This is a genomic window from Nitrospirota bacterium (assembly GCA_015233895.1).
GTDB lineage: Bacteria > Nitrospirota > Thermodesulfovibrionia > Thermodesulfovibrionales > Magnetobacteriaceae > Magnetomonas.
Genome location: JADFXG010000028.1, coordinates 16,708 through 42,639 on the forward strand (window position 1 = coordinate 16,708; position 25,932 = coordinate 42,639).

Consider the following 25,932-nt stretch of genomic DNA (forward strand, 5'->3'; position numbering starts at 1 on the left):
CTGATTACATATTTTAGTATAATTTCTCACGTAAGTAAAGGGTTTTTTTTATATGTATCTAAAAGGGCATAAAATCAGGCATCTTAAAACCTTTTTTCCCCTTAAACATTTTCATCATTTTCTTCATATCCTTGTACTGCTTCAACAGGCGGTTAACATCTGCCACTGTGGTGCCGCTGCCTTTTGATATCCGGATTTTTCTGCTGCCGTTTAATATATCAGGGTTTCTTTTTTCCTTTTTTGTCATTGAGTTTATCATAGCCTCAATTCGTACAAACTGTTTTTCATCAACCTCGACGCCTTTCATCCTGTTAAAACCGGGAATCATGTTAAGAAGATTCTGAATGGGGCCCATAGAGCGTATTTTACTCAACTGGTCTCTTAAATCATCAAGTGTAAAACTATCGGTCAGAAGCTTATCTTTGAATTTTTCGGCATCTTTTTCATCAAAGGTCTGTTGGGCTTTTTCTATAAAACTGAGCACATCCCCCATGCCAAGAATTCTTGAGGCAATACGCTCCGGGTAAAACGGCTCAATCATATCTATTTTTTCACCAGTACCGATAAACTTAATTGGCTTTCCTGTGACTTCACGAATGGAAATGGCAGCGCCTCCGCGGGCGTCTCCATCCATCTTGGTAAGCACTATGCCGTCCACTCCGATTCTTTCGTTAAATGTATGAGCTATATTTACAGCATCCTGCCCTGTCATTGAATCGGCCACAAAGAGGGTCTCTGTGGGCTGTACTGCGTCTTTTATGTCTTTAAGTTGCCCCATCAGCTCGTCATCAATGTGAAGGCGTCCGGCAGTGTCAACAAATACAATGTCTCGCGCCTCTTTTTTAGCCTCTGTTATTGCATCTCTGCAAACTTTAACAGGATTTTTTTCCTCTTTTGAAAAAAACACAGGCACACCGATTTGTTTACCAAGGGTTATAAGCTGATCAATTGCAGCAGGGCGTTGAAGGTCAGCGGCAACCATCATAGGACGCCTGCCCTGGGTTTTAAAATGAAGTGCAATTTTTGCTGTTGTGGTAGTTTTGCCTGAGCCCTGAAGCCCCGCCATCAATACCACTGTGGGAGGATTGGGTGAGAGCCGGATTTTTTCGTTTTCTGCCCCCAGAAGGAGACAGAGCTCATCATTTACTATCTTTACTACCTGCTGGCCAGGCGTCAGGCTTTCCAAAACCTGCGCGCCAAGCGACTTTACCTTTACCCTCTCGACAAAGCCCTTAACGACTTTAAAGTTTACGTCAGCCTCCAAAAGGGCCAGACGTATTTCTTTCATGGCTATATCTATATCACCGGAGGTTAAAAATCCCTTCCCTTTTAACCTCTTAAAAACAGCCTCTAATTTCTCATTTAAAGAAGCAAACAAGCAACCCCGCCTTTACCGTTACTATCCGGTACTTGTATCGATCTCTTACGATAGTCCACAGTTGTTCAACCTTAACCTGTAACTCAGATGCCCCACAACCCGTTGCTCACAAAGAGAGCTTGCCTGCTCACACACACAAAGCTAACCAAGAAGTGTTTGAATCTTTTCCTTAAGTTGTGCTTTTGGTACAGCCCCTACAAGCTGGTCTATCTTATCACCGTTACGGAAAAACATCAGGGTTGGTATCCCCATTATTTTGTACTTACTGGCTACATCGGGATTTTCATCAGTGTTGAGCTTTACGACCTTCATTTTCCCTGTAAATTCCTTTGCTAACTCCTCCACAATAGGAGCTACCATCCTGCATGGACCGCACCACACTGCCCAGAAGTCAACAAGCACCAGTCCTTGCGCCTTTAGCACCTCAGATTCCCACGTAGCCGTTGTTGCGGCAATCACTCCTTCTGCCATATACACTCCTCCTTATATAATTTCACTGTAAAACCAAATATCTCATCATCAAAGATCAATTCCAACTTTGATTATATTTATTAACGCAGGCATTTGTCAAACAATTTTTTAATATCAAAATAACTTTATTTAAATCACCTTGCAAGGAGTGCTAACCATTGACAGTATCTTCAATTTTCTGTTATTTTTACCCATGATTTGGCATAAAAGAGCGCTTTTTGTTTTTGTCGCCATAGTGTCGGCTACTCTTATTGCCGGCAACAAAAGCGCAAATGCCTTTGACTTTAAAGGGCTTCAGCCGGTTCAGCCAAACGGAATATTTTCCACTTTCTCAGCGTCAATAAATGAGCAAGGCTCAGCCGCATTAGGGGTTGAACTGGAGCAGTCCGTAGATCCCACGTTTTATAGAATTACCAGTTCTTTGTCATATTCACTGGCAAACACAGTGGAGTTTGACGCCACAGTGCCTTTTAGTATGAAAACTAATGAATACGGTTTTGAAGACGCATCTATTGGCTTAAAAACGCTTCTGTTTGAGGAGAAGGAACTGCGGCCTGCTATTGCTATACTTGGGATTATCTCAGCGCCCTCAGGCCAAAATGAGATAACCACAAATGGCAGATATGGCGGAGGGCTTATTTTATCTAAGAAAGTGGGGCCATTCAGAACACACCTGAATGCCCTCTACTACGTGCCATTTAAGGAGGACCTCAGAAATGAGATAGATATCCTGCTTGGCTCTGATTATCCAATTGCCCACAATCTGAACCTGCTTACGGAGCTATATCTTAAGAAAAGCTATTATGTTAACAGTTTTGATTATTTTGAGGGCCGTATCGGCTACAGGTTCAGACCTCTGGATTTTTTGTACACAACATTAGGGGTAGGGTATGATTTTATGAGAAGCAGGCCGGATGTCAGGATCTTTTTGAATTTCACTGTTGTGTATCCGCACAAAGAGCCGGTCTATAACAGAATATACGAAGAGGAGCAATAATGTTCGATCTTGGTATACAGGAAATACTTGTCATTTTTGTGGTGTCACTGCTTTTGTTTGGTCCTAAAAATATGCCGGAGGTAGCAAAAAACATCGGCAAATTTATTAGATATTTCAGAAAAATGTTCGATCAGATAAAGGAACAGATAAATGATGAGATACAAGAAGACACGACGCCTTTAAAAGAGGAATTTGATAAGATAAATAAAGACTTTCTAAAATCCGTGCAAGAGTTTCACTCTGAGCACAAACCCTTTGAGTATCCATCTGTTGATAGCATCATTAAAAAACCTGAAGCTACACCACCAACCTCTCACCTTGACACAACAAACCCGGAATCTTCAGACACTACAGCTAAACCACATCAGGATACACATTCTGAAACAAAAACTGAAAACAAATGAGGAACTCGTGACAGATCAACCGCAACAGCCTGAACCGCTGCCGGAACAACAACACAAAAAGATGTCTTTCGTTGACCACCTTGGTGAATTACGAATGAGGTTAATAATTTCATCTGTAACAGTACTGGTAATTTTCATTGTAGTCTTTAACTACTCTGAGTTTCTGTTTAAAATGCTTGTGCTGCCCATGGAACAGAGTTTGGTTTTTAAAATGCATATGCCATTTATATTTTTTGAACCTAAGACTACACAGGCTGTAAAGCTGGTTTTTTTGGAGCCAGCGGAGGCTTTCTGGATGCACATAAAGCTTTCCATGCTGGCCTCGATAGTGTTAGCTTTGCCGGTTTTATTCTCTCAGTTGTGGCTTTTTATCTCTCCCGGGCTTTTGCCTAAGGAGAAAAAATATGTGCTGCCGTTTATTTTTTCTGCAACAGTTCTCTTTTTATGTGGGGCATTTTTTTGTTTTATTATAGTGCTTCCGTTTGCACTGGGGTTTTTGCTTACCTATAAGACCGAGCATATGACGCCGATGATTTCAGTTGGCAACTATGTGGATTTTACGATGAAGTTTATTCTTGCCTTTGGCATAATATTTGAGATGCCCATAATTATAATAATTTTAACAAAAATGGGTGTGGTTACACCAGGATTTCTTAAAAAGTACAGAAGACATGCCATAGTGTTGGCTTTTATAATAGCCGGTGTTGTTACTCCCACCCCTGATGCCTTTAACCAGACTCTTATGGCAGTGCCTATGATAGTGCTTTATGAGGTAGGGATTTTTGTGTCGCAGTTTTTTATAAAAAAGCCGGATGAAAATGTTACACAAGATGTAGTTAAAAGTGAAACGAAAACAGAGGGCGAAAAGTGAAACGATTATTTGTGGGGTACCCCTCTGTATTATACTTTTCTCTGAAGCTGTCCATCCATAATATCAATAAGGGTGCTCACGCAACTGCCATAGCTTTCATAATCAGCCATACAAGTGCCTGTCATCTCTGCCGGTATCAAACACTTTTCTATTAATCCGGTGTGTCCCTCCGTGGGTTTTGCCCCAAGGACTTTCCAGTGCTCCTCTGTTTGAAAGCTTTTTTGCTTTAACTCATCAGCTATGTGAGCAAGCAGCGCCTTAAAAAATGGATGCGAGCTGTCATGCAGCCCCAGTGATTCGGCATAGTCGCTGCAACGTTTTGTAGATTCCCCAACGTACTTGTATATGATTCTGGATATTAATTCAACAATCAGGTACTCTGAGTTATTGAGGTCGCGCAGCAGGGCTTCTGAGTCTTCAGACTTAGAAAACCGCTCTTTGATTTCACCCCTGACCTGCCCAAGGGAGGCATTTACTATCAGGCCGGCTAACTTAAAATATGACACTGTACGGAGATTATCCCGTATTAGCCGCACTCGGTGCTTTTCTTGCTTAAGGTGTTCACGCCGTTCGGTCAGTCTTATTCCAAAGATGTACAGTATATGTTCTTTGGTGCGTTCGTTTTGAGGCAAATCAAGGGACTGAAGCAATGTGTTAAAACTGGCATCATTTTTACACCTTTCCAAAGCCTTCATGACACTTTCGTAATTAGCCATAAAGTCGCCCTCTTCTATCTGTCTCTTTAGTTTATCACTGCGCTGACGCACGGTAATCATTTTTTTTACAGCATTATTGCGTGCATCCCGTATAACCTTTATTAACTTGTACGCCTTATCAGTTTCCATCTTAGCGTGTTGGGAGCTTTTAGAAAGCCCCTCAAGGATGATACTTTCGATATTTTCCGTCTCTTCAACGTTGTATATTGCCGGGTTGCAGTGGTGGAGGATTTCGGCCACGGTCTTCCATGCAAAAGCTGTATTGGAAGCGTACTCGGTGTTTAAAAAATCCCGCATGTAAAACTGAAAATACAGCGCCCCTATATCACCAAGATTTTCCGGAGTGAGCACGTACTTCTTTATGGTTTCACTTATGGCCTCAACTATAGGCTCCTCATACATTCTCGGATGGCTTCTCAGGTGCTCCCTTTTGTCTCTGTGAAATATAGGGCGCCCCTTAGTCCGGCATTCGCCGCCGGTTTTCTGAATTACAAACCTTTCATCTCCCTCCCCGATTATTTCAAACCGTGCATTAGCCTCACGCAAAAGGCCAATTGGCCCAAATATTCGTTCAAACCGTTTTAAATCCGTTACGGCAGTATATACTCCTATTGGTGAGATGTAAACGGCTTGTTTTAACGCTCCTTCATGTTCCTTTATCTCAATTATGGTGGCACGCGGACAGAGCCCGGGCAGGAGTAAAATCTTCTTTTTCCGTGCAAATCCAAAACACCTTACAAAGTACCTGAGGTAATTGCGCGTAGTGCCAACTATGTCCTTGCTGCCGTCTGTCCCATAAGAGTAGAGTATGCTGTCAGGAGTTGGTTCAAAAGTAATCCCTTGCCGTGACATTTCAGTAAGCATATCGGAAATGCCGATTAAATCATCCAGTTTCTGTAGTATTTCGCTCTCTGTGCTGGCATCCCCTGATATTTGCACACATGCCTCTGTCAGGTAGTAGATTTTTTCCCACTGGCTGTTCAGGCTTTCCTCGGCTATTTTCATAATCGGTTTGCCGTACATTGACCACACCTGCGGGTCGGCTATAAAGCTAAACGCTGGAACTACACTTTCTGTTCCGCTAAAGTTAAAGTAATCTATTACTTCAAAGTGTATGGAAAGCTCATTCGGAACTCCGTTAACTATGGCCTCACGGATTTTTTCTACGATGCCTCTGTCTATTAATTTTTTCATAATAGCGCAGGCAAATATCTCTGAGGCAGGGGATATTGCAACCTTATTTGCGTGCCTGTGCCAGTACCTCAGGCGCACTCTGATATCTTTCATAAAATGGCAAAATTCCATAGCCCGTTGTCTTTCAGAGAGTGACTTTTTTGGCCCCTTATCACTAAGAAGCACACTGTATTTTTCAAAAAGAAACAACACACGGCGCTTTTGCATATCCTCAAGGAAATCATCAAAGCTATACTCATCAGCCCCAAGTATCTTTTCCGAAACTACGGCCAGGGATTTCAAAAATCTCTTAAACTCCTCCTCATCTATGTAACCTGGGTCGTTTAGCCTTTCAACGGCAAGAGATTCAATCCCTGACTGAAGGGAGTCCGAAAGAGCAAGAAAATTTTCCAAAGCAAGTTCCTGTAGAGTTTCCACGATGTAGTTGCCATCAAGTGTTTTTTGTCCAAGCCGCTCGAAGTGCTTTTTGGTAACGATAGTACTATCCATGCGGTTTTCATGCGGGAGGGTGTCCATAGCTGAGTCCCTCCTCTGGCTCATTGCATGAGCATGGAACGAGGGTGTTGTAGCTCCGCCGAGTTCTGATGAGTTAATAAAAACATGAAATCCGTCAAGAAGTTTCCCCAGTCTGTTTCTATACACGTTTAAAACGGATACGAGTACGGAGTTGCACTCAATCCATGATTTATCAGACATATCGGATATCGCCTTTGTAACGCTTTCAGCCAGCATAAACATGAGGTCTGCGACATATCTGTCAGTTTTATCGACGGCTATGACGGCAGGGGTAGTGCCGTGGGCGTTAGAGAGCTGAGCTCTTACCCTTTGAAGATTATTGAAAAGCTCCTCTCTTTGGTCAATAGTTAAAGGCTCACTGACAAGAGAGTACTTAACAAGATAATTAACCATAATGTGAAATGTGCCGACAAGGTCAGCATCAACCGTCTTTCCCTCAGCCTGAAGTTTGAATGCGCCCTTTAAGTCAGCAATCCGCTGTTCCAGGATTGTGGTGGTTTCAGGATAAATCCGGAAGACATCGGCGGTTTTTTTCATATAACTTTCCAGAAACGCCCACATTACGGAGATGCGGGGAATCAAGGGATGGGGAATCAGTTCGGTGAAATTCCGCTGCTTTTCAGCAAACATCGGAGCCGTCCGTACCACTTTGACAGGATACGCTGCCCCCCCGTATTTTTTAATCGTTTCGCTGCTTTCTATTGCCATGACTTATGAACACACCATGGCAGCATGAATGGACTCTGCGCGCTCTGCGCCACAAAACAACTCTACAATTTTTAAAGCAAACTCTATCGCCGTGCCGGCCCCCTGGCTTGTTACCACTTTGCCGTCAATCACAACACGGTCTGTTTTAGAAACCGTGGCGGCTTTGATTTTATCCTGAAATGAGGGATGGCTTGTCGCTGTTTTTCCGTTAAGCACTCCTGCCTCAGAAAGTACAAATGGCGCCGCACATATAGCGGCTGTATATTTGCCGTCATTGTACATACTGGAAACTATTGCTTTGACGCGGGTATCTGCGGCAAGATTCATTGTCCCTGGCATTCCTCCGGGTAAAACCACCATATCAAAACTCCCGGCACTAACGCTGTCCAGCGTACAGTCCGGTATTATTTTAACCCCCCTTGCGCTTGTAATAAACCCCTCCTTTAACCCAGCAACTACGGTGTTTATCTCAGCACGCCTTAATATATCTATTACCGCTACCGCCTCTATTTCCTCAAACCCCTCTGCTAATATCACTAACACTGATGCCATTTCAGATGCTCCCCCTTTACAAGAGTATTTAATAATAACCGTTATTTTAATATAAATTCGTGCGATATTAAAACCCCATTACCGTAGTGTTTCTATAATGAACAGCTCTACTTGACTTTAATTTACTAATCATATTACGCTTCATAAATAAAGGCAGCTGGGGTGTGGAATCATTAAACTAAATATCATAAGTGCGGCAATTTTCCTTTTAACACTGTTTGGCTGTAATAACACACAGAAATTCTTACCGGTTACATTGTCCAACGGCGTTTTTGAAGTTAGCGTTGATAATATAAAAGAGAAAACTCCGGTTTTTTACGCTTATAATAATAATGGAAAGACTATAAAATTTTTTGTAGTCAGAGTGAATGGCAAGGTCAGGTCATACTTTGACGTTTGCAACTCCTGCAAGGCCAAAAATCTCGGATACAGAAATTATGAGGCAGGAGTTGAGTGCCGTGCCTGTCTTATCAGAATACCATACGATGAACTTGAAACAGGAATTGGCAGTTGCTACCCCTATCACCTCAAAGGAGAGGAAAAGGGTGGCAAATACGTTATCGCAAAAGAAGAAATACAAAAGGCGAATGAATATCTGTAATGGAATTTAAGTAATACCGAGTTGAGACCGTTGCAAAATTCCCAAAATGTGGGAAAAGTATTTCCCAATTAATACCGAGTAGCAGCCTAAAATATAATAATGATGAGATTACCACGTCGCTATCGCTCCTCGTAATGACGGATAGGTACGCCCACGCACAGCCCACGCCGTCATTGCGAACCCCCGCAGGGGGTGTGGCAATCTCATCCTTTTTCTATAACATTTTGTTATATTTTTGAACTCAACTTTGGTGTTATAATATTTTTGCAACGGTCTCGAGTTGCACTCAGAAAAAATTTTAACCACAGATGAACACAGATTATGATTATTTAATTTATCTGTTTGTATCTGTGTCCATCTGTGGTTTATCCGTTTTTTGTTAATCTACTTTTTTGACGGCTAATTGGTATAAGGGCTAATTGGCAGATGGCGCAGATGAAAAAAAGTATCTGCGAAAATTTTGAACACTCTCAATATATCCTTTTTAAGGCGTCATCGGCTTTTTCTTTTTATACTCACACAAAACCCAGCAGAACAAGAGAAATAAAGTAAAAGGCTGAGGTTTTCACACAACAGCCTTTTACTTAGTTGTCAAGCCAGAACCTGACATATCCGATATTGTCCAGTTAAATTAACTTTATTCTTTCTCAACCTTAAATGTGTCTATGATAATATCGGCTGCGGAATTATTAGCTCCGTGAATTACAGCATCTAATATATCCCGGTCGCTCCAGCCCAAATTACGAAGCTCATCTACATCGCTGGCACAAACGGAACGAGGATTCTTTACAGCCTTTAACACAAGCAGAAGTAATGTCTTTTCCTTTTCGGGTAGCGGAGCCTTCTTTGGGTCTTTTATCGTCTCATTAAGAACATCTGCGCCTATACCACTCTGTATCAACAAATTCTTATTAAAATCAATGCAATACTCACAGTTTGTACCTACTGATACGAGCATTCTGACAAAAGCCAAAAACCCCATGCTCAAATTTGGATGATTCATGTAGTAGCCCATTGAGTTAAACTGAATTTCTAAAAGAGTGGGGGTTGTTGCATAGAGCTGATAAACGTTCGGAACTCTCCCCAACCTTTCTTTTGCCACTGCGAAAATCTCTGCTGTTTTCCCGGTAGCCTCCTCCGGTGATACTGTTTTAATTAATGGCATCACTAATACCCCCTGTCTTTTCGATATAAAACGATAGCGTACGCCCGTCTTCTTTTATTTCTTTAAGTTTGTGCCCAAGTCTGCTTATAAGAGCAGGAATATCATTCTTTGCTCCCATATCTGTTGAAATAACCTTCAGCACCTGTCCTACCGTAATACCTTCAATGCCCTTTTTTGTCTTGATTACCGGCATCGGACAACTCATCCCCGTACAGTCAACTGTTTTTGATACCTGTTGTTCCGTCATAGGCTAAACCTCCTCTGAATATTTCAGTCCCATACCAACTGGTAGGTATTTTCATAGTATCACATAACCATTGCTATGTCAAGAGGTATTTTTTTTTAATTTTATGCCTTAAGTGAGTTGATGTAATGCTCTATCTGAGCTGTGCAGCGAATAAAAATATCCATAGAGTTACTCTTTTTGGCAGTGGTGATGCACCCTTCAAGGCAGGACAATAAGAACATGGCCGCATCTGCCGGATTGACGTCTTTTTCTACTTGCCCTTTTGTTTTAGCCTGCTCTATGATTTTGGTTAAAATATCCTGCCACTCATTGAAATGCTTCTCTAAAATCCTCGCAAAATCCTCATCTATTGGAGACATTTCCTGAATGAGGTTATTTAGAGGGCAGCCGTGCTTGATTTCAAAGACCTTACAGTGTTCAAACACAATAGTTGGAAGGTTTTTGAGGTGATTAATGAGCGCACACAGTGGATCTGGTTGGTTAAGCAGCGGTAGTTCCCAGTATTGTTTAAGAAAAACAGACATAGTTTCAGAAATAGCAGCAAGGGCCAGCTCCTTTTTGGACTTAAAATAGTGATACAGTGCTCCCTTGGTGAAACCTGATTTTTCGATTATTCTGTTTAGCGATGCTCCCTGGTAGCCGTTTAAGTAGATCTCTTCAAAGGCAGTATCTAATATTTTTTTTCTTGTATCCGGCTCGTGTTTGGTGTCTTCACTCATTAGAACTCTCTATTATACTCTCACCTGACAGGTGAAAGAAAGTGTTTGCCGTCGGTTTTCTCATAATTGACCTTAAAAAGAATATCACTCCATTGTTTTGTGGAATTATCAAAAGCCTCACCATACGTGTGCCAAAAGATGTCGTAAGGGGTGGCAATGTAAACATATGTATATCTGCCGCTTGACAACTGCTCAAACCACTCCCTGGTTGTTATATTACAAGTCCAGATGTCTCCGTCAAAGAACGGTTTCCCCAGTGACCAGCATCCCATGTTAAAACGCCGTGGAAGCAGTTCGTAGGAGACAACCCTGTGTTCAAATCCGGTTGTTGCTAAAAACACAATAAAAACGCTGCTATTAGCCGGAGTTTTTGATTTAACAAAATTTATCTGCGGACTAATCTTGTTTCTGAACCATTTTGTGTCGTAATCGGGATGGGCAAATGCGGTATTTATATTAAGATTCTTAAGAATCGGGTAATGGTAAAAAAACACTGCCATAAAAAACACATAGAAAATTAATAATTTATATTGCCTTAAAGCGGAAAGAACTCCGCCAGTGTCCTGTCTGCATTTAAAAATGCTCTCAGGTTGTACAAAACCATAGAAGAGCAGTGAAAACGATAACAGATATGTAGCAGAGTATCTTTCAAACGAGGCAAGGAGTTTTCCCTCATAAGGGCCCAGATTAAACAGATATACCTTGAGAATTCCAGCAATATAAATTATAAAAAAAAGTGTCATAGTGGAAAACACCCACAAAATGGAGGCTCTTCTGCCAGACCTTAATATGAACAATATGCCAAATAAGGCAAAAAACACTGCAAACCAATGTTTTACGTTAAATGTGCCGATTTCACGTCCCTTGTCTTTTATGGCGCTAAAAAAATTACTTACTATGGTGCGCTGGTCGTCGTTTTTTGGAGACCTGACGGCATCCATTAGAGACTGCCCTGATGACTGAATTAGATTTGGAATTTGGCCTCCGTTTTCGTGTTTTATATGTGCTTTCCAACTTTCAGAGGTTATTAACGGTGATAAAACAAAAATTAAAAGAGTAATAACAACAGGCAAAGTCCTGTTTAATTTAAGAGATGATTTATCAAAAAAATTCTTTAAAATAAACGAGGCTGAAATTATGACAGTTACAGCGATAGCAAAGAAAAGTCCCGATGCTTTAAAAAGGGTTAGAGCACACAAAACAGGTACATACAAAAGCAAAGACGTATCTTTTTTGTTGCCGCCTCTGAAATAAGCCGTCAGCGCCATGCCAAAATAAACACCAAGCACCTGATCAACCATAATGGAAACAGTGGTTTGAAAAAAGACAATAATCAGGGTATAAAAAAAGGCTGTAGTTAGTATTATAAAAGGCGTATGTCTCTTAAATGAAAACTCTCGGAAAAAAACCACAACAGGGGTAAACAACAGGACAAACTGGGCAAAATATAGGGTGTGTTCGTTAAAGCCGGAAATAACAGTAAAGTAGTATTGAAACAGATTTGCGCCAGGACTGTAGTACCAGAAAGTGACGGCCCCTTTTGGTACACTGAGTGCTCCGCTTTGATACATTTCCTTTGTCATCAGTCCCCAGTGGGAAAACTCATCCCAGAAGGCGAGTGTATAGCCGCGGGTTTTAAATAAAAATAACCCCGATATGACCCAAAATGTGGCAATTCCAGGCGTTAGAAAATATTCTAAAAGCAAATCTGATCTTAATCGTATTGTAATTACAATCAGAGCCAACACAAGGAAAAGCATCCCAGTGCCAAATACAATGAAACTGCCGGACTTTAACGCTCCAAAAAGCGAAAACGCATATAGGAGACACACCACAAGCGATATGGCTGAAAACAGGGAAAGCTCCATATCCTCCCTCATGAGATACTTAACAGCCGCAGCATAACCCAGTATAGATAACACAACAATTATTTCATTCATGCTAACTGATAGGATAAAAATAGTTGGAATGCTTTGTAAATACTATAGTTTGCAAAGATTTACAATTTATGATAGACTCAGGTGCAAATGGCAAAAATAAACGCAAAAAGTGCCCTTACATTGCTCAGATGAAAGTGCTGATAGTGGATGATGAGAGTGATTTCGCAACAGCGCTGTCGGAACGGCTACAGTTGAGGGGGTATGAGGCAACGGCTGTGTTTTCAGCACAAGATGGTTTTGCGGCTTTTACAAGTAACCCGCCCGATATAGTTTTTCTTGACGTCAGAATGCCGGGTGTTGACGGGATTGCCGCTTTTAATGAGTTTAAAAAGATAAATCCTGATGTGGAAATAGTCCTCATTTCGGGACAGTTACAAACAAACGAAAATCTCGGCAGAGTAAAAGAATTTACCTTTGATTTTCTTGTTAAACCGGTTGATATAAACGACATAATCAAGAAAATAAAAGAGGTTTCTGCCAGAAAAAACGCAGCAGAAATTTAGGGATTTAGGTTTGAACCTGACTATTAATATTTTATATTTTTCGCCGGAGACGAGGAAATAGCCATGGATCATAAAAGTTTTCTTAAAAAATCAGTTACTATTCCTCAACTATGTGAACACATAAAAGAATTAATGGAAAAATATGACATTTTCCTGGGTAAAAACGCTATTCTTGTAATCATAACCTGCCTTGATGACCAGTGCTCAACTGTAATAGAGTTTATAAAGCGGGAAATGAGAAAATTTCATCCTGCAAAGTATGGTGATACAGATGATTCTGACGACTTAATTCATCTTGAAAAGTTTTATGGTATGAGACTATTTGGCGGGATTTTCATCCCGAAGGTAAAAACATATGAGAGCCTTTTGCCTGCGTCACACCATATTCCTGAAAGAAATGACGGTAAGTTATTAATATTAAACTTCTCCCATATCGGCTATGACAGCAACACAGGCAGCTTTGGAGTCATGGTGCGCTACGGACATGAGAAATCATCGCCAGCTTGTGGTGCTATAAAGTTCTGTTACGATAAGATATTGGCAGAAGATGACCCTCCAGCCGATGCCGACTTAAAATCCCTTTCAAAACATATCAAGAAAGTTGTGAAAAAGTATAAAATTAAAAAAGAGGAAAATGGATACGATATTTTAGAAGTTACCCTGAGGGCTTTTGACGACCAGATTCCCTGGGTAACGGAGCAGCTGTCGCATCTGGCGGTAACTGACCAAATAAGTATATTATATATGGGCGGCGTAGAGGTTGATTACAGTAAAAACTGCGATGAGCTTAGCAGTGACAGGATGGTAATATTAAAAAGATTGTACATAGACAAAAGCGGGAAGGTAGAGACAATGGATAAAATGCTGACTGTACTGATAGTGGATGATGAGCCGATAGTGGGAAAGAGGCTTAAACCGGCACTTGAGAAAATGGGCTGCGAGGTGGAGATTTTTGAAAATCCCAGGCTTGCGCTTAGCCGCATTATGGAAAAGGAATTTGATGTGGTTGTAACCGACATCAGAATGGATGAGGTGGACGGCCTTGAGGTTTTAGAGACAGTCAGAACCAAGTCAGAGCGGACAAAGGTTGTGTTGATAACCGGCTACGCAATGATGGAACTGGCTCGTCAGGCTATGGAAAAAGGAGCATTTGATTTCATAGCAAAACCATTCAAACCGGATGACCTGCGTAACGTAATCATGAAGGCAGCCGAGTCGCTGGGATTTACGGATTTAAAATAAGCGCTGTAAACGCAGGCGGCAGGGAGTAAGCAGCGCCTCCCTTACAGGAGAATACCCTTTAGGGGAGAGTGCGTTTGCGGCTTTGTCTATACTGAATAGAACCAGGCACTTCGTTATACCGAGTTGAGACCGTTGCAAAATTCCCAAAATGTGGGAAAAGTATTTCCCAATTAATACCGAGTAGCAGCCTAAAATATAATAATGATGAGATTACCACGTCGCTATCGCTCCTCGTAATGACGGATAGGTACGCCCACGCACAGCCCACGCCGTCATTGCGAACCCCCGCAGGGGGTGTGGCAATCTCATCCTTTTTCTATAACATTTTGTTATATTTTTGAACTCAACTTTGGTGTTATAATATTTTTGCAACGGTCTCGAGTTGCGTTCAAAGATATAAATAAAATACTGGATTCCTGCCTTCGCAGGAATGACAGAAAAAAAGAAGTCACTACTCTGTCATTCCCGCCTCCGAGCGGGAATCCAGTCCTTTTTCTCCACCATTACATTATATTACCTATTTGGCAGCTACTTGGTATTAATAAAATTAAGCATTCCTTAGTGAGTCCACGATATTCATCCGGGCTGCTTTTATGGCAGGAAGAACGCCTCCGGCAAAACCCATTATCAGGGAAAATGCAAACCCTGACAGGATTATCTCAATGTTTATAGAAAACGTAAAAGCCAGTTCGGAAAATGTCTGCCAATTCATAGTGGATACCGTAAAGAACTGCAAAAAAGACGCAAAAAATAATCCTGCAATTCCTCCGGCACCTCCTAAAAGCAGCGACTCAAAAACAAATGCCATCAGTATGCTGAAGCGTTTAAACCCCAACGCCCTGAGGGTGCCAATTTCAGCAATCCTGGTTGCCGTTGCCGTGTACATGGTTATCATGGCCCCGATTATTGCCCCAATGGAAAATATCAAGGTCAGGGATATACCCAATATATTAAGAAACTTTGACATCATCTCTGACTGCTCCTCGTAGTAAAGGTTTTCACGTTTGACGTCAACTTTAAGGCGGGGATCATGGATTATTCTCTCCTTTACAGCCTCAAACATCTTGCCGCTCTTAAGTTGAAAAATAACTGAAGAATACACGTTTCTTCTGAAAAACTGCGAAATCACATTTAAATCGCCCCATATTTCAGAGTTAAACCCTCTGTTACCGGCATCAAATATGCCCACTACCACCCAGTCCTGCATGGCAAAACGAAGACGCTGTCCAATTTCTGTTCCCTGAAATCCCTTTGCAATGCTTTTCCCTATGACAATCTCTGTTGAACCGGCACGAGGAAACCTGCCCTCACTGAGTTTAACCACTGGCCTTAACCTGTAAGACTTGTCTGTTACCCCGCGAATTACTACATTAGCCGGTTTACCGGTTATTTTCTTAGAGAGGCTTATCAGTATCACTATTTCACGTGCCGAGAGTCTTCTCCCGTCAACGTCTGTTTGTGCATCGGAGTGGCTTTCTATAATGTCTGCATCCTCATGGGTTATCTGGCTTTGAATCTCCACCCCGGCCGATTTCCTCAACACTATGGCGTTATAGTATGAACCGGTTGTAACAAGCGTCCGGACAAATCCATTGGAAAGCATCAGCACCGCTGCAAACACAAACACCACAAGGGCCATCCCCAAGGCCGTCAGAGTTGTGGTCAGCCGCCGTCTGAAAAGGTTTCTCAGAGAATACTGCATCAAAAGCCCTGTCATGCGACAGCCCTTAAACCATCCGCTATTTTTATCCTTAGTGTGTACCAAAGTGGTATGATACAAGCTATAAATCCCACAGCAAGCGAAATAAGAGCATCAAATACGACAGTCTCAGGCGATACACTGAAAACCGGCAAATACGCTGACATATAATCACCAAATGCTTTGACCACAGGAAATGTACACACTATAGCGAGAGCACCACCGGTTATGGTTATAAACACTGACTCTCCGGCTATCATTATAAATATAAATAATGGCTCAAATCCAAGGCTTCGAAACACCATGTACTCACGTATTCGCTCTCTCGCCGTCATTGCCATAGTGTTGGTAACAACAGCCAGTATTATAAATATCACAAGGAATGAGACCAATTGAACCGCCACCAGAATTGCCTCCGTCATGGAAACAAAACTCAACTGAAATGCTTTTTCAGTTTCAGTAAGAGTCTCGGCCATTGAGTTTTTAAACAGTTTGTCAATCCGTTGAGATATCTCTGCAGCAAGTTCTGGTTTAGTGACGGCAATAACGTACCAACCTATTGAATTAGCGCCTTTGAGCCAGTTCATAGTTTTCAACTTTTCGTTTAAGTAGTCCCAGTGAAAGAAAAACTGTGTTTCATCAGTGTTTTTATCCCGTCCCCTATAAATAGCCCGGATTGTGAAATCCCAGTTGCCTGGAAAAATCGTACCGCGTAAAGTAACGGTGTCGCCAATTTTCCAGCCAAATCTTTTCGCAAGTTTTGTGCCTGCCACTGCTCCTTTACGATCGGAAAAAAGCACTTTTTTCTCTGTCTCCGAAACCAAAAACTCCGGATAAATTTCCAGAAAAGATCTTAAATCCATAGCAAAATTTGCAAAAAAATTCTTCTCTTCTATATATATGCCTCCAAACCAGTCCCCGTATGACACGGCAGAAACCCCTTCAACCTGCCGGATTTTTTCCTTATATGAAAACGGTAAAAAGAAATTCAATGAAATTGCACTACGTGTAACGAGGCGGTTTGCAGAAGCGGCATCAACTCCCGCATACCACGCATCCACCATGGTACGCAACAGTCCAAACGCTAAAATCGCTATCGTTACGCCAAACATTGTCAGCACAGTGCGCAGCTTATGCCTGAATGAGTTTCTGAGTATCAGTTTTAAAAGCAGCAATTATTTTTTCCTTGCAGCATGATGGTTTTCAATACATTCGGTAAGGACGCCCTTGTCAAAGTTTCTGATAAGATGTGCTTTGTCTGCCGCTCTGGGGTCATGAGTTACCATGATGATGGTCTTTCCGTGCTGCACATTTAGTGTTGTCATAAGCTCTAAAATATCTTTGGCGGAGTGGCGGTCGAGATCTCCGGTAGGCTCATCTGCAACTATTATTGTGGGATCTGTGACTATGGCACGGGCTATGGCAACCCGTTGTTGCTGCCCCCCGGAAAGCTGAGACGGGTAGTGTTTGGATCTGTCAAGAAGATTAACCACTCTCAGTGCTGCCGTGGCGTGTGCAACTCGGTCTTTTTTACTAAGGTTTGTAAGAATAAGCGGAAGTTCAACATTTTCCTGAGCGCTAAGAACCGGAATAAGATTATAAAACTGGAAAATAAAACCCACATTTGTTGCCCGCCATCGGGATAATTCACTGTCATTCAATGAGGTAATGTCCACACCGCCTACGCGTATATTGCCGCTATCAGCGTGGTCTATCGCCGCTATCAGATTTAAAAGTGTACTCTTGCCTGAGCCCGATGGCCCCATCAAAGCTAAAAACTCTCCCTCCTCCACCGACAGGGTCAACCCCTCAAGCACAGGAATCTTCTCGGCTCCACGCACATACGATTTCCAGACGTTTTCTATTTCAACTATATGAGTGATGTTACTTCTCTTTGATTTTAATCTTTTGGCCGTCTCTTAGTTTTGAGATGCCGGATGAGGCAACTTTATCGCCAACCTTAAGGCCCTCTGTAATTTCTGTCATATCACCAAAGGTGTCACCGGTTTTTATAGCGGTTTCCTTAACTCTGCCGTCTGTTGAAATAACAAACACCGAGTACCTGTTTTTAGAAATTGCAGCGGAGTTGATGACAGTACGGGGGAGTTTTTCCGAATCAGTTACGGCTCTGGACAGGAATGCAACCTTTGCGCTCATTTCAGGAAGAATTTCCGGATCTTTTTTATTAAAATTCACCTTAACTGTGATAGCCCCCTTTGTTCTGTCAGCTGTGGGAACTATCATATGCACGTTTCCGCTAAAGCGTTTATCAGGTATGGCATCCAGTGTTATCTCACATGGCTGACCGTGTTTGACCTTTGCTATGTTAGACTCGGAGACGTCCACCTCCACCATAATTGAACCTAAATCTGCGATGCTGACCACTGCCGCCTTAACGTTTGCGGTTGCGCCAAGAGGAGTGATGATATCCCCAACATCGGCGTTTTTAGTAAGCACTACGGCGTCAAAGGGAGCGCGTATAACGGTGTATCCGATGTTTACGGCAGCAGAGCGGAGGGCTGCCTCGCTGGCTCTGATTTTAGATTGGGCTGCATCTTTTTGAGCAGCTGCCGTCTTGTACTTCATCTGTGCAGTGTCGTATTCCGAGCGGGAAATAAAATCCGCTTCGGAGAGTTGTTTTAATCGTCCAAAATTGATCTGCGCATCTTTGAATTGTGCTATGGCTATACCGAGTTCGTTTTTTGATTCCTGAAGATTAGCTGACGCCTGATCTCTGAGAGCAATAACATCGTCGTTTTCAAGCCGTGCAAGGATATCGCCTTTTTTTATCCGGCTTCCCTCCTCAACGTTAATAGAGATTAGCCGTCCGGTGATTTTAGAAGACACGGCGGCTTTACGCTCAGCAACCACATATCCGCTTGCATTTAAAACTGTCACAGACTCAGACGGATACATAAGCGAGGCTACCGACACATCAACCGTTAAAACCCTTGCCACCCTGATGTAATAAAGTATGGCTACGGCTATTACCAATGCTATGATAATCAGATAGACAAGCTTCTTATGCTGCTTTCGTTTAACAAAAGATGTTTTGTCTATTTTTAGTTCACTAAGCCCGACATCCGGCATAAACGTTAATCTCCACACACCTTACATTCAATAAGATACGGCATCCTGAAGCCAATTATATAATATATCATATTTTCGCTACAGCCGTATAAAAAGTGATTGACATAAAAGGAAAAATCCTTTTACAATCAACACAAGCGCCTGTAGCTCAGGGGATAGAGCGGAGGTCTCCGGAACCTCAGGCCGGAGGTTCGAATCCTCTCAGGCGCATTTTTACAGGGGTTTAAAATTGCTAATTATAATCAGGAGGTCAGCATGAAAGCACTATTGTTAGCCGGCGGTTCAGGGACACGGCTTTGGCCGCTTAGCAGAAAAAGTTTTCCCAAGCAGTTTTTAAAGCTAAACGGGAAAACATCTCTTTTACAAGATACAGTGCTGCGATTGACCTCTGCTGCAATGTCTCCTGAGGATATAGTGATTCTTACGAATAAAGAGTATAAATTCCACGTTATGTCTGATATGGAGGCTCTGTTTTCCGGCCCAAAACCACATATGATATTTGAACCGGTCGGCAGAAACACAGCTCCCGCTATAGCTCTGGGATTAAAATATTGTCAGGAGGCATTAGGGGCAGCAGATTCCGAAACCATTTTTGTCTGTCCCTCAGACCACATAATTAAGCCCTCTGAAAAATTCACATGGTATCTTAAACAAGCTGATGAGGCTGCTGTAAACGGTCACATAGTCACCTTTGGAATAAAGCCAACCAGACCGGAAATGGGCTATGGCTACATCAAACGTGGTGCTGAGTTTAGCAAAACCAAAGACGGTGCACAGCTTTGCAAAGTTGCAGAATTTACCGAAAAGCCTAACCTGCAAACAGCTGAGGGTTATCTGAGAGACGGAGAGCACTACTGGAACTCCGGCATGTTTGCCTTTGCAATAGCTACAATGAAGGCGGAATTTGATCGCTTTGAGCCTCAAATCTCAGCTGCCATAAACTCCCCGTATTACGATATGCTTGAAAATTTCATAAAGCTGCCGGATATTTCCATAGATTATTCGATTATGGAAAAATCAGATAAAATTCTCACACTTCCTCTTGAAATTTACTGGAACGACATAGGCTCCTGGGACTCTATGTTTGAAATCATGGACTCAGACGCACAAGGTAATGTAATTAACGGCCTCGTTAAATCTTACGACACCAAAAACACCATGGTACTGGGTGATACCCGCCTGATTGTTACCGTAGGACTTGAGGACTGCCTGATTGTTGAAACCCCTGATGTTGTGTTTATATCAAAACGGGGACACACCCATAAGGTTAAGGAAATCGTAAACAGCCTTAGAAAAGAGGGCAGAGAGGAGACAAACGATCACGTAACAACGTACAGACCATGGGGAAGCTACACACTTCTTGAAAAAGGGCAGCGCTATCAAATCAAGCGGCTCTTTGTGAAACCCCAGCACTCGCTAAGCCTTCAACTCCACCACCATCGCTCTGAACACTGGGTGGTGGTAAACGGCACTGCAAAGGTAACTATCGGTGATAACGTGACGTTTGTACACCCCAACGAATCGGCTTATGTGCCAAAGTCCACGTTGCACAGGCTTGAAAACCCGGGTAAAATCTCCCTTGAGGTCATAGAAGTCCAAAACGGCGAATACCTCGCAGAGGATGATATTATACGCTTTGAAGATAAATATGAAAGGGAAAATTAAGAGGCTGGCAAGCAGCGCAGCAGTTTTAAGGAGGACACAACATGGAGGCACGGGGTTCCAAAGTTAAATATCCTTTACTTTTTGAGGGTCTTTCCGAAAAAGATGTTATTTCTTTATATAACACTGGTAAACTGATAAAAATAAGAAAAGGTGATGTATTAATAAAAGAGGGTGACGAGGATAAAACGCTTTATTTCATAATTAACGGCGTGGTGAAAGTTTTAAAAAATATCGATGGTAAACAGCAGGAAATAGCGACAATAAAAAGAGACTCATGGGTTGGAGAGATAGCTTTCCTTAAAGAGTCTAAAAGAACGGCTACAATTGTTGCAGATGAGGATACAAACTTACTCTCTCTTGATGAAAGAGCAATACGTTCCGTAAAACCCGAAATACTTCTTATAATTTTCAAGCAATTAAGCACCATAGCCACCTTAAGAATCAACGAAATAATACGGCTTGAGATAATGTCTCAAAAAAGAACTAAATCCCTGATGTTAAAGCTTAAAAGTGCTGTCACTTCATATGACAAATTGTATGAACACAATGAACATATTTTAAACGTTCTAAACAAGATACCGATGCTTCCTGCCTATACAAACACTCTGATTACTATGCTGGCCAGTGAAAAGACCGCCGTCACTGACGTAGTGGAGCTTGTTAAATCCGACCCCTCATTAGCTGCAATAGTGCTGAAAACCGTTAACTCAGCATACTACAACTTAAAAAACAAGATAAGCGATATTCATCATGCAATCTTATTTCTTGGTTTTAATCAACTTTATCAAATAATAGTGGATTCCGGCATAAAAAAATGTATGCCAAACAGAGCAGAATTTACAGAAATCCTCAACGAGGCCAACGCTCTGTCAATACTTGGACTTGAAATATCCATATCAACTAAAAGAGGGCACTCTGCTCTGATAGGCACAGTCGGCCTGCTTAGTAAAATCGGCAAAAGCATACAGCTTCTGTTAGAAATTCAAAACCCAAAATTTAAGCTCTTTTTGTCATATCTTAATCACTATCAATTAGGTGCTATGCTTTTAAAGAAGTGGGGACTGCCGGAAATTATCCATGAAAGTGTTTATTATCTGTGTTATCCTGATTTTGCAACGCCAGATGAAATTCCGGCGACATTCAGAGACAATATTGCAGTATTATATATTGCCGAAACTTATTACAGATATTTAAAGAATAACTCCGATGAACATCCACAAAGTGCTTTCACGGACATGTATATGAATTGTCTCTCTATCACCGAAAATTCCCCGGTAGAGTTTGTAAATAAAAAAATTCTCCCCTTGTTAAACAAAAAATTACATATTTATCCCGAAGCTTTCCGGCAGCTTTTTGTAACCAGTTGATTTATCCCATAATTGAAGTTTAGAAAGAAAATGGCGGCTTACACCGCCATTTTTTGTATTGTCTGCCTAACTCGGGGTACTGTGTTTGTGTTTGTGTTTGTGCTTGTGGGTCCTATGATGCTTCTTATGTTTCTTGTGTTTCTTAGCCTTTTTCATAGGCTTTTCCATTGCCGGTGCCCCTGCATCTGATACAGGCTCTTCTGCTACTGCAAACGCAGCAAATGAAAGGGTAAGAACCAAACTGGCTAAAATAGCTAATAATCTCTTCATTTACTCACCTCCTTATTACACTATTTACAGTCATCACTATCCCAAGCCACATTCACTTGCCTAACTTTGTTGGCACACGTCGAAAGCTCCTCAACGTCTCCCCTAAAAGGGGAATCCCCTGTAAGGGGAGGTCACTTTCTCCTTGCCGCCTCGTTATGCTTCTGACTGCGACTTGGTATATAACACATATTTTGCAGTCTCTGCTGTTTAAACGTCAAGAGCCCGCATAATAATTTACAAGAAAACTGGCCAACAAAATACTATGTCAATTATTATGCCAGATGCTTTAAACAATCCCCTTTTTATCAGAGTTAACAAAACAGGTGGCAAGTGTTTTTGTCTTATACATAAAATCCCTTGTTTTGAGTCCTCGTTCTATTCGATATTTAATGTGAAGGTTAAGAAAGGAATCGAGCTCAAAGATGAGCTTGTCGTTTGGCATGATTCTGTTAAGTTTATCCCAACTCCATGTGCGAATGGTTTCATATAGGTTGACAGCCCCAATGCTGATTAACCGTGCGCCCGATGTTCGGGTGTCATCTGCAATTGTATCTTTACACTTACCGCAAATAACAGAGCCTTCACTAAAATAAAACGTGCCAACAGAAACCCCACATCGGGCACAGCCCTGAAGCCTTGGGGAAAGCCCCGCTTTTTCAAGCACCCTGACCTTATAAAACAAAAACCTCCGCAGTGAATCAGATCCCTTTTCAGCTTCAATATAGTTTAACGTATCCACCAGAAGCTGAAACAGCCCTTCGTGATGCTCCTTTTCCCCAAAAAGTGACATAGTGATTTCAAGCAGCTCGCTAATTCTCAGAAAACAGTCAAACTGCTCCCTGAGCTTCTGGTACGAGTGGATTATGTCGGCCTGGGTAAGACGCGGCAGGTCGGCATGTTCTTTACCCATAAGAGAAATCCGAATATGAGAAAGCGGTTCAAGGGCACTGCCAAAGCGGCTTTTGGTAGTTCTTGGGCTTTTTGCAAAGGCTCTCAAAAACCCCCCGTCATGAGACAACACTGTAAGGATTAAATCGGCCTCTCCCAGCGGGAAGCTTTTAAAGACAATGCCCTCAGTTCTGAGAAGCATTACATGATATTTCCAAAGTCCTCAGGCTTAAGGTTTCGGAGCCACTCCTCAAGCTCATCAGCGTTTCGTTTTTCTATGACCGTCTCATCCACAAAAATAGGGGAATTTGTCCTAAGCGCAACAGCCACCGCATCGGATGGCCTGGAGTCTATAGGTTTTTCGCTTTTACCGTCCGTTACGTAAAGTGTTGCATAGTAGGTGTTGTCTATGATTTCACGCACCACCACTCTTGCCACTGAAAGTTTCAACTCTTCAATGACATTTTTTAACAGATCGTGGGTCAGTGGTCTTGGTGTTGCTACTCTGCCAAGGGCCAGGGCAATAGAGTCAGCCTCAGGTTTACCTATCCATATGGGAAGAGTTTCCTCCCCCTCAAGAGCTTTCAGAAGCATTATGTACATTCCGCTTCTGGGGTCAAACAGCAGCCCGTCAACTTTCATTCTTATTACCACTTTAGCTATAACCCAGCTCCCTTAACGTATTTGTATCCTTTCGCCACTTATCCCTCACCTTTACAAACAGCTCCAGATACACCTTAGTGCCAAGCAGCTGCTCAATTTCAACCCGTGCCCTGATCCCGGTCTCCTTTAGCAGCGCCCCGCGCTTACCTATTATTATACCTTTTTGGGAGTCTTTTTCAACATATATGTTTGCCGATATTGAGACAAGTTTGTTTGATTTTTCTTTCCACGTTATGATTTCAACGGCAAGCGCATGAGGCAGCTCATTGTATGTCAGCTCCATTGCCTTTTCCCGTATTATCTCAGCCGCCATGAAGCGTTCAAACTTGTCAGTCAGTACATCTGTGGAAAAACCCGCTGGTCCCTCAGGCAATGAGCTGAGCGTTTTCTCTAACAGAATATCAATCCCGTCGCCGGTTTTAGCCGATATGGGGATTATTTCGTTAAAGTCATACAATCCCTGGTAGGCGTCAATAACCTGTAAAAGCCGGGCCTTATCGGATACGGTATCGGTCTTATTGATTAAGAGGAATGCGGGCTTATTCTGCTGCCTGAGAGTTTCTATAATACTCATGTCCAACTCATCTGCCGATACCGGGTTAGTTACAAAGTACGTCAGCTCGGTTTCTTTAACTGAGGAGACGGCAGTTTTAACCAGAAACTCACCGAGCTTATGTTTGGCATCATGTATTCCCGGCGTATCATAAAATACAATCTGTCCGCCCTCAAGGTTTTTGACTCCCATTATTCTGTTTCTTGTCGTTTGAGGCCTTGAGGTAACAATAGCCAGTTTATGCCCAACGATTGTGTTAAGAAGAGTTGACTTACCGACATTAGGCTTACCAATTATGGAGACAAACCCAAAACGAAACCCTGCGGCTGCGTCCTCTGCTTTTGATGACATCTTTAACCTTCCCTGTGATTTTATATTTTTTGATTTACATTAACAGACTCTGAGATTTTAACATATTTTGGTAATAATATTTTGGGTTTTTGGAGAAAGTTAGCTTTAGGTAAGGGGAAGGACTCTGCCCTTACCCTTAAACCATCTTCTGACCTACTTATTGGAATACTTTGAGCGGTACTTAGATGTAAACGGGTTGTTCTCTCAAAGAAGAGTGTAATCTCACTATCTCCACCTCACGCTATACCTACAATGCGCCATTAAGTTTAGCAATTGCGACAGTATTTATCCCGTGGATTTCTAAAAAAAAGCAAGCAATACTCTTTGCTATGGCAATACTTCTGTGTGTTCATCTTTTTTATCTGTATAGTCTTGAAACACTTGCCTTGACACGTGTCATTTACGATAAAAACCTTTGTGATGTCGGTTTCATAGAAATGAATATCCATGTGGTTCTGTATCACTTCACAGATTATCTGCTGATTCGGTTTGAACCGTCTTTGATGGGGTTTATTCTGTATTTTAAGTTTGTAAGAAAAACTAAATCAACCTGAGCGCAGCTTTCCTGTCCTGCACTTCTTTAGCAATAGAGGTTATATAATTAATGGCAGTAACCGGATTAATCCCGATAGCGGTCTCATCAGAGAGGATAAAGCCGTCAATCCCGCTTTCAATTGCAACGACAACATCGGTCAGCTCTGCCCGAAACGGCACCGCCCTGGTTACAAGAGAATACATAACCTCTCCGGCCAGTAAAACCGGCTTTCCGGCCCTCTTTGCTGCTGCCGTTATATCTCTGACAACAAAAGGAAGCGCCGCATGAGGCACCTCCACTCCAAGATCGCCCCTTGCTATACAAATTGCATCTGAATGGAGACAGATTTCTGAGATGTTTTTAACCGCATATACTGTTTCCACCTTTGACACAACAGGAACTTCTAAACCCACTGCTTTTGCAGCTTCTCTGAGAGCCATTATATCCTCTTTTGTTTCAACGTAAGAAAAATACAGCATATCAATGCTGGAGGCGGAAATTTCGGATATATTCAATAAACTGTGTCAAGTGTGAAATCACCTTAAACGGTAATATCCAATTTTAGCCTACCCTCAAAAAATAAAGCAAGTTGAGAGACAGTCTGGCTCCAGTTTCTCAATGGCTGTC

The 25,932-nt window shown here is 42.1% G+C and carries 26 protein-coding genes and 1 tRNA gene; 10 read left to right on the forward strand and 17 right to left on the reverse strand.

Annotated elements, in window-relative coordinates:
* Positions 1 to 58 precede the first annotated feature (58 nt).
* Positions 59 to 1,378: a signal recognition particle protein gene (ffh, locus tag HQK88_14030; protein ID MBF0617921.1), complete on the reverse strand. Its 1,320-nt coding sequence runs from the start codon at positions 1,376 to 1,378 to the stop codon at positions 59 to 61.
* Positions 1,379 to 1,519: 141 nt separating this feature from the next.
* Positions 1,520 to 1,849, reverse strand: a complete 330-nt coding sequence (trxA, locus tag HQK88_14035) for a thioredoxin (GenBank protein MBF0617922.1) — start codon at positions 1,847 to 1,849, stop codon at positions 1,520 to 1,522.
* A gap of 193 nt (positions 1,850 to 2,042) precedes the next feature.
* Here trxA and HQK88_14040 point away from each other — a divergent pair, with 193 nt between their 5' ends.
* From HQK88_14040 to tatC, 3 genes are all read left to right on the forward strand, one after another.
* The gene (locus HQK88_14040) at positions 2,043 to 2,846 is read left to right on the forward strand and encodes a hypothetical protein (protein MBF0617923.1); all 804 of its coding nucleotides are present in this window, start codon (positions 2,043 to 2,045) and stop codon (positions 2,844 to 2,846) included.
* A complete protein-coding gene (gene tatB / locus HQK88_14045; protein ID MBF0617924.1) occupies positions 2,846 to 3,250 on the forward strand; it encodes a twin-arginine translocase subunit TatB in 405 nt (134 codons plus the stop codon). Before HQK88_14040 ends, tatB begins: the two co-directional genes overlap by 1 nt.
* Positions 3,251 to 3,311: 61 nt before the next feature.
* The gene (gene tatC / locus HQK88_14050) at positions 3,312 to 4,121 is read left to right on the forward strand and encodes a twin-arginine translocase subunit TatC (protein MBF0617925.1); all 810 of its coding nucleotides are present in this window, start codon (positions 3,312 to 3,314) and stop codon (positions 4,119 to 4,121) included.
* Between the two features lie 29 nt (positions 4,122 to 4,150).
* Here tatC and HQK88_14055 read toward each other — a convergent pair whose 3' ends face one another.
* Both HQK88_14055 and HQK88_14060 read right to left on the reverse strand, forming a co-directional pair.
* Entirely contained in the window at positions 4,151 to 7,255 is a 3,105-nt protein-coding gene (locus HQK88_14055) for a hypothetical protein (protein MBF0617926.1), read from the reverse strand.
* A gap of 3 nt (positions 7,256 to 7,258) precedes the next feature.
* On the reverse strand, positions 7,259 to 7,807 hold the full coding sequence (locus HQK88_14060) for a DJ-1/PfpI family protein (protein MBF0617927.1): 549 nt from the start codon (positions 7,805 to 7,807) through the stop codon (positions 7,259 to 7,261).
* 256 nt (positions 7,808 to 8,063) lie between these two features.
* On the opposite strand from HQK88_14060, the gene HQK88_14065 reads away from it, so the two are divergent.
* Positions 8,064 to 8,408: a DUF2318 domain-containing protein gene (locus tag HQK88_14065; protein ID MBF0617928.1), complete on the forward strand. Its 345-nt coding sequence runs from the start codon at positions 8,064 to 8,066 to the stop codon at positions 8,406 to 8,408.
* A 637-nt stretch (positions 8,409 to 9,045) separates the two neighbouring features.
* On the opposite strand, the gene HQK88_14070 is transcribed toward HQK88_14065, so the two are convergent.
* The 4 genes from HQK88_14070 to HQK88_14085 all read right to left on the reverse strand — a co-directional run bounded on the left by HQK88_14070 (position 9,046) and on the right by HQK88_14085 (position 12,479).
* Positions 9,046 to 9,573 (reverse strand): hypothetical protein, encoded by a 528-nt coding sequence (locus HQK88_14070; protein ID MBF0617929.1) that lies wholly within the window; start codon positions 9,571 to 9,573, stop codon positions 9,046 to 9,048.
* Positions 9,560 to 9,820: a sulfurtransferase TusA family protein gene (locus HQK88_14075; protein MBF0617930.1), complete on the reverse strand. Its 261-nt coding sequence runs from the start codon at positions 9,818 to 9,820 to the stop codon at positions 9,560 to 9,562. Before HQK88_14075 ends, HQK88_14070 begins: the two co-directional genes overlap by 14 nt.
* 101 nt (positions 9,821 to 9,921) lie before the next feature.
* The gene (locus HQK88_14080) at positions 9,922 to 10,539 is read right to left on the reverse strand and encodes a TetR/AcrR family transcriptional regulator (protein MBF0617931.1); all 618 of its coding nucleotides are present in this window, start codon (positions 10,537 to 10,539) and stop codon (positions 9,922 to 9,924) included.
* Positions 10,540 to 10,559: 20 nt separating this feature from the next.
* Entirely contained in the window at positions 10,560 to 12,479 is a 1,920-nt protein-coding gene (locus HQK88_14085) for a hypothetical protein (protein MBF0617932.1), read from the reverse strand.
* A gap of 68 nt (positions 12,480 to 12,547) precedes the next feature.
* On the opposite strand from HQK88_14085, the gene HQK88_14090 reads away from it, so the two are divergent.
* Positions 12,548 to 12,982, forward strand: a complete 435-nt coding sequence (locus tag HQK88_14090; GenBank protein ID MBF0617933.1) for a response regulator — start codon at positions 12,548 to 12,550, stop codon at positions 12,980 to 12,982.
* A 63-nt stretch (positions 12,983 to 13,045) separates the two neighbouring features.
* Positions 13,046 to 14,224 carry a response regulator gene (locus HQK88_14095; GenBank protein MBF0617934.1) on the forward strand — a complete coding sequence of 393 codons (1,179 nt, stop codon included), beginning with the start codon at positions 13,046 to 13,048 and terminating at the stop codon, positions 14,222 to 14,224.
* 547 nt (positions 14,225 to 14,771) lie between these two features.
* Here HQK88_14095 and HQK88_14100 read toward each other — a convergent pair.
* From HQK88_14100 to HQK88_14115, 4 genes are read right to left on the reverse strand one after another with little or no spacing between them, the layout of a single operon-like run.
* The gene (locus tag HQK88_14100; GenBank protein ID MBF0617935.1) at positions 14,772 to 15,941 is read right to left on the reverse strand and encodes an ABC transporter permease; all 1,170 of its coding nucleotides are present in this window, start codon (positions 15,939 to 15,941) and stop codon (positions 14,772 to 14,774) included.
* Positions 15,938 to 17,098: an ABC transporter permease gene (locus HQK88_14105; GenBank protein ID MBF0617936.1), complete on the reverse strand. Its 1,161-nt coding sequence runs from the start codon at positions 17,096 to 17,098 to the stop codon at positions 15,938 to 15,940. The genes HQK88_14100 and HQK88_14105 overlap by 4 nt, the downstream gene beginning before the upstream one ends.
* Positions 17,099 to 17,806: an ABC transporter ATP-binding protein gene (locus tag HQK88_14110; protein MBF0617937.1), complete on the reverse strand. Its 708-nt coding sequence runs from the start codon at positions 17,804 to 17,806 to the stop codon at positions 17,099 to 17,101. It lies immediately after the preceding gene.
* A gap of 1 nt (position 17,807) precedes the next feature.
* Positions 17,808 to 19,013 carry an efflux RND transporter periplasmic adaptor subunit gene (locus HQK88_14115; protein ID MBF0617938.1) on the reverse strand — a complete coding sequence of 402 codons (1,206 nt, stop codon included), beginning with the start codon at positions 19,011 to 19,013 and terminating at the stop codon, positions 17,808 to 17,810.
* 137 nt (positions 19,014 to 19,150) lie between these two features.
* Between HQK88_14115 and HQK88_14120 the strand changes: the two genes are divergently transcribed.
* The 3 genes from HQK88_14120 to HQK88_14130 all read left to right on the forward strand — a co-directional run bounded on the left by HQK88_14120 (position 19,151) and on the right by HQK88_14130 (position 22,045).
* Positions 19,151 to 19,223: transfer RNA gene (locus tag HQK88_14120), tRNA-Arg, on the forward strand.
* A gap of 45 nt (positions 19,224 to 19,268) precedes the next feature.
* The gene (locus tag HQK88_14125; protein MBF0617939.1) at positions 19,269 to 20,678 is read left to right on the forward strand and encodes a mannose-1-phosphate guanylyltransferase/mannose-6-phosphate isomerase; all 1,410 of its coding nucleotides are present in this window, start codon (positions 19,269 to 19,271) and stop codon (positions 20,676 to 20,678) included.
* Positions 20,679 to 20,719: 41 nt separating this feature from the next.
* A complete protein-coding gene (locus HQK88_14130) occupies positions 20,720 to 22,045 on the forward strand; it encodes an HDOD domain-containing protein (GenBank protein MBF0617940.1) in 1,326 nt (441 codons plus the stop codon).
* Positions 22,046 to 22,111: 66 nt separating this feature from the next.
* Here HQK88_14130 and HQK88_14135 read toward each other — a convergent pair whose 3' ends face one another.
* From HQK88_14135 to era, 4 genes are all read right to left on the reverse strand, one after another.
* The gene (locus HQK88_14135) at positions 22,112 to 22,315 is read right to left on the reverse strand and encodes a hypothetical protein (protein MBF0617941.1); all 204 of its coding nucleotides are present in this window, start codon (positions 22,313 to 22,315) and stop codon (positions 22,112 to 22,114) included.
* Between the two features lie 286 nt (positions 22,316 to 22,601).
* Positions 22,602 to 23,405 (reverse strand): DNA repair protein RecO, encoded by an 804-nt coding sequence (recO, locus tag HQK88_14140; GenBank protein MBF0617942.1) that lies wholly within the window; start codon positions 23,403 to 23,405, stop codon positions 22,602 to 22,604.
* Positions 23,405 to 23,857 (reverse strand): bifunctional nuclease family protein, encoded by a 453-nt coding sequence (locus HQK88_14145; protein ID MBF0617943.1) that lies wholly within the window; start codon positions 23,855 to 23,857, stop codon positions 23,405 to 23,407. Before HQK88_14145 ends, recO begins: the two co-directional genes overlap by 1 nt.
* Position 23,858: 1 nt before the next feature.
* Positions 23,859 to 24,770, reverse strand: coding sequence for a GTPase Era (era, locus tag HQK88_14150; protein MBF0617944.1), 912 nt, complete (start codon positions 24,768 to 24,770; stop codon positions 23,859 to 23,861).
* 329 nt (positions 24,771 to 25,099) lie between these two features.
* Between era and HQK88_14155 the strand changes: the two genes are divergently transcribed.
* Positions 25,100 to 25,324, forward strand: coding sequence for a hypothetical protein (locus HQK88_14155; GenBank protein ID MBF0617945.1), 225 nt, complete (start codon positions 25,100 to 25,102; stop codon positions 25,322 to 25,324).
* On the opposite strand, the gene HQK88_14160 is transcribed toward HQK88_14155, so the two are convergent.
* Positions 25,311 to 25,820, reverse strand: coding sequence for a hypothetical protein (locus tag HQK88_14160; GenBank protein MBF0617946.1), 510 nt, complete (start codon positions 25,818 to 25,820; stop codon positions 25,311 to 25,313). The genes HQK88_14155 and HQK88_14160 overlap by 14 nt on opposite strands.
* Positions 25,821 to 25,932: the final 112 nt, after the last annotated feature.

What these genes read in the sequence shown, in the direction of transcription:
- HQK88_14080 (MBF0617931.1), bottom strand. Translation starts at nt 10,539, where the DNA reads ATGAGTGAAGACACCAAACACGAGCCGGATACAAGAAAAAAAATATTA.
- HQK88_14125 (MBF0617939.1), top strand. Translation starts at nt 19,269, where the DNA reads ATGAAAGCACTATTGTTAGCCGGCGGTTCAGGGACACGGCTTTGGCCG.
- HQK88_14095 (MBF0617934.1), top strand. Translation starts at nt 13,046, where the DNA reads ATGGATCATAAAAGTTTTCTTAAAAAATCAGTTACTATTCCTCAACTA.
- HQK88_14070 (MBF0617929.1), bottom strand. Translation starts at nt 9,573, where the DNA reads ATGCCATTAATTAAAACAGTATCACCGGAGGAGGCTACCGGGAAAACA.
- HQK88_14090 (MBF0617933.1), top strand. Translation starts at nt 12,548, where the DNA reads ATGATAGACTCAGGTGCAAATGGCAAAAATAAACGCAAAAAGTGCCCT.
- HQK88_14085 (MBF0617932.1), bottom strand. Translation starts at nt 12,479, where the DNA reads ATGAATGAAATAATTGTTGTGTTATCTATACTGGGTTATGCTGCGGCT.
- era (MBF0617944.1), bottom strand. Translation starts at nt 24,770, where the DNA reads ATGTCATCAAAAGCAGAGGACGCAGCCGCAGGGTTTCGTTTTGGGTTT.
- HQK88_14040 (MBF0617923.1), top strand. Translation starts at nt 2,043, where the DNA reads ATGATTTGGCATAAAAGAGCGCTTTTTGTTTTTGTCGCCATAGTGTCG.
- recO (MBF0617942.1), bottom strand. Translation starts at nt 23,405, where the DNA reads ATGCTTCTCAGAACTGAGGGCATTGTCTTTAAAAGCTTCCCGCTGGGA.
- tatC (MBF0617925.1), top strand. Translation starts at nt 3,312, where the DNA reads ATGTCTTTCGTTGACCACCTTGGTGAATTACGAATGAGGTTAATAATT.
- HQK88_14130 (MBF0617940.1), top strand. Translation starts at nt 20,720, where the DNA reads ATGGAGGCACGGGGTTCCAAAGTTAAATATCCTTTACTTTTTGAGGGT.
- tatB (MBF0617924.1), top strand. Translation starts at nt 2,846, where the DNA reads ATGTTCGATCTTGGTATACAGGAAATACTTGTCATTTTTGTGGTGTCA.
- trxA (MBF0617922.1), bottom strand. Translation starts at nt 1,849, where the DNA reads ATGGCAGAAGGAGTGATTGCCGCAACAACGGCTACGTGGGAATCTGAG.
- HQK88_14055 (MBF0617926.1), bottom strand. Translation starts at nt 7,255, where the DNA reads ATGGCAATAGAAAGCAGCGAAACGATTAAAAAATACGGGGGGGCAGCG.
- HQK88_14075 (MBF0617930.1), bottom strand. Translation starts at nt 9,820, where the DNA reads ATGACGGAACAACAGGTATCAAAAACAGTTGACTGTACGGGGATGAGT.
- HQK88_14115 (MBF0617938.1), bottom strand. Translation starts at nt 19,013, where the DNA reads ATGCCGGATGTCGGGCTTAGTGAACTAAAAATAGACAAAACATCTTTT.
- HQK88_14155 (MBF0617945.1), top strand. Translation starts at nt 25,100, where the DNA reads ATGGCAATACTTCTGTGTGTTCATCTTTTTTATCTGTATAGTCTTGAA.
- HQK88_14060 (MBF0617927.1), bottom strand. Translation starts at nt 7,807, where the DNA reads ATGGCATCAGTGTTAGTGATATTAGCAGAGGGGTTTGAGGAAATAGAG.
- HQK88_14100 (MBF0617935.1), bottom strand. Translation starts at nt 15,941, where the DNA reads ATGACAGGGCTTTTGATGCAGTATTCTCTGAGAAACCTTTTCAGACGG.
- HQK88_14135 (MBF0617941.1), bottom strand. Translation starts at nt 22,315, where the DNA reads ATGAAGAGATTATTAGCTATTTTAGCCAGTTTGGTTCTTACCCTTTCA.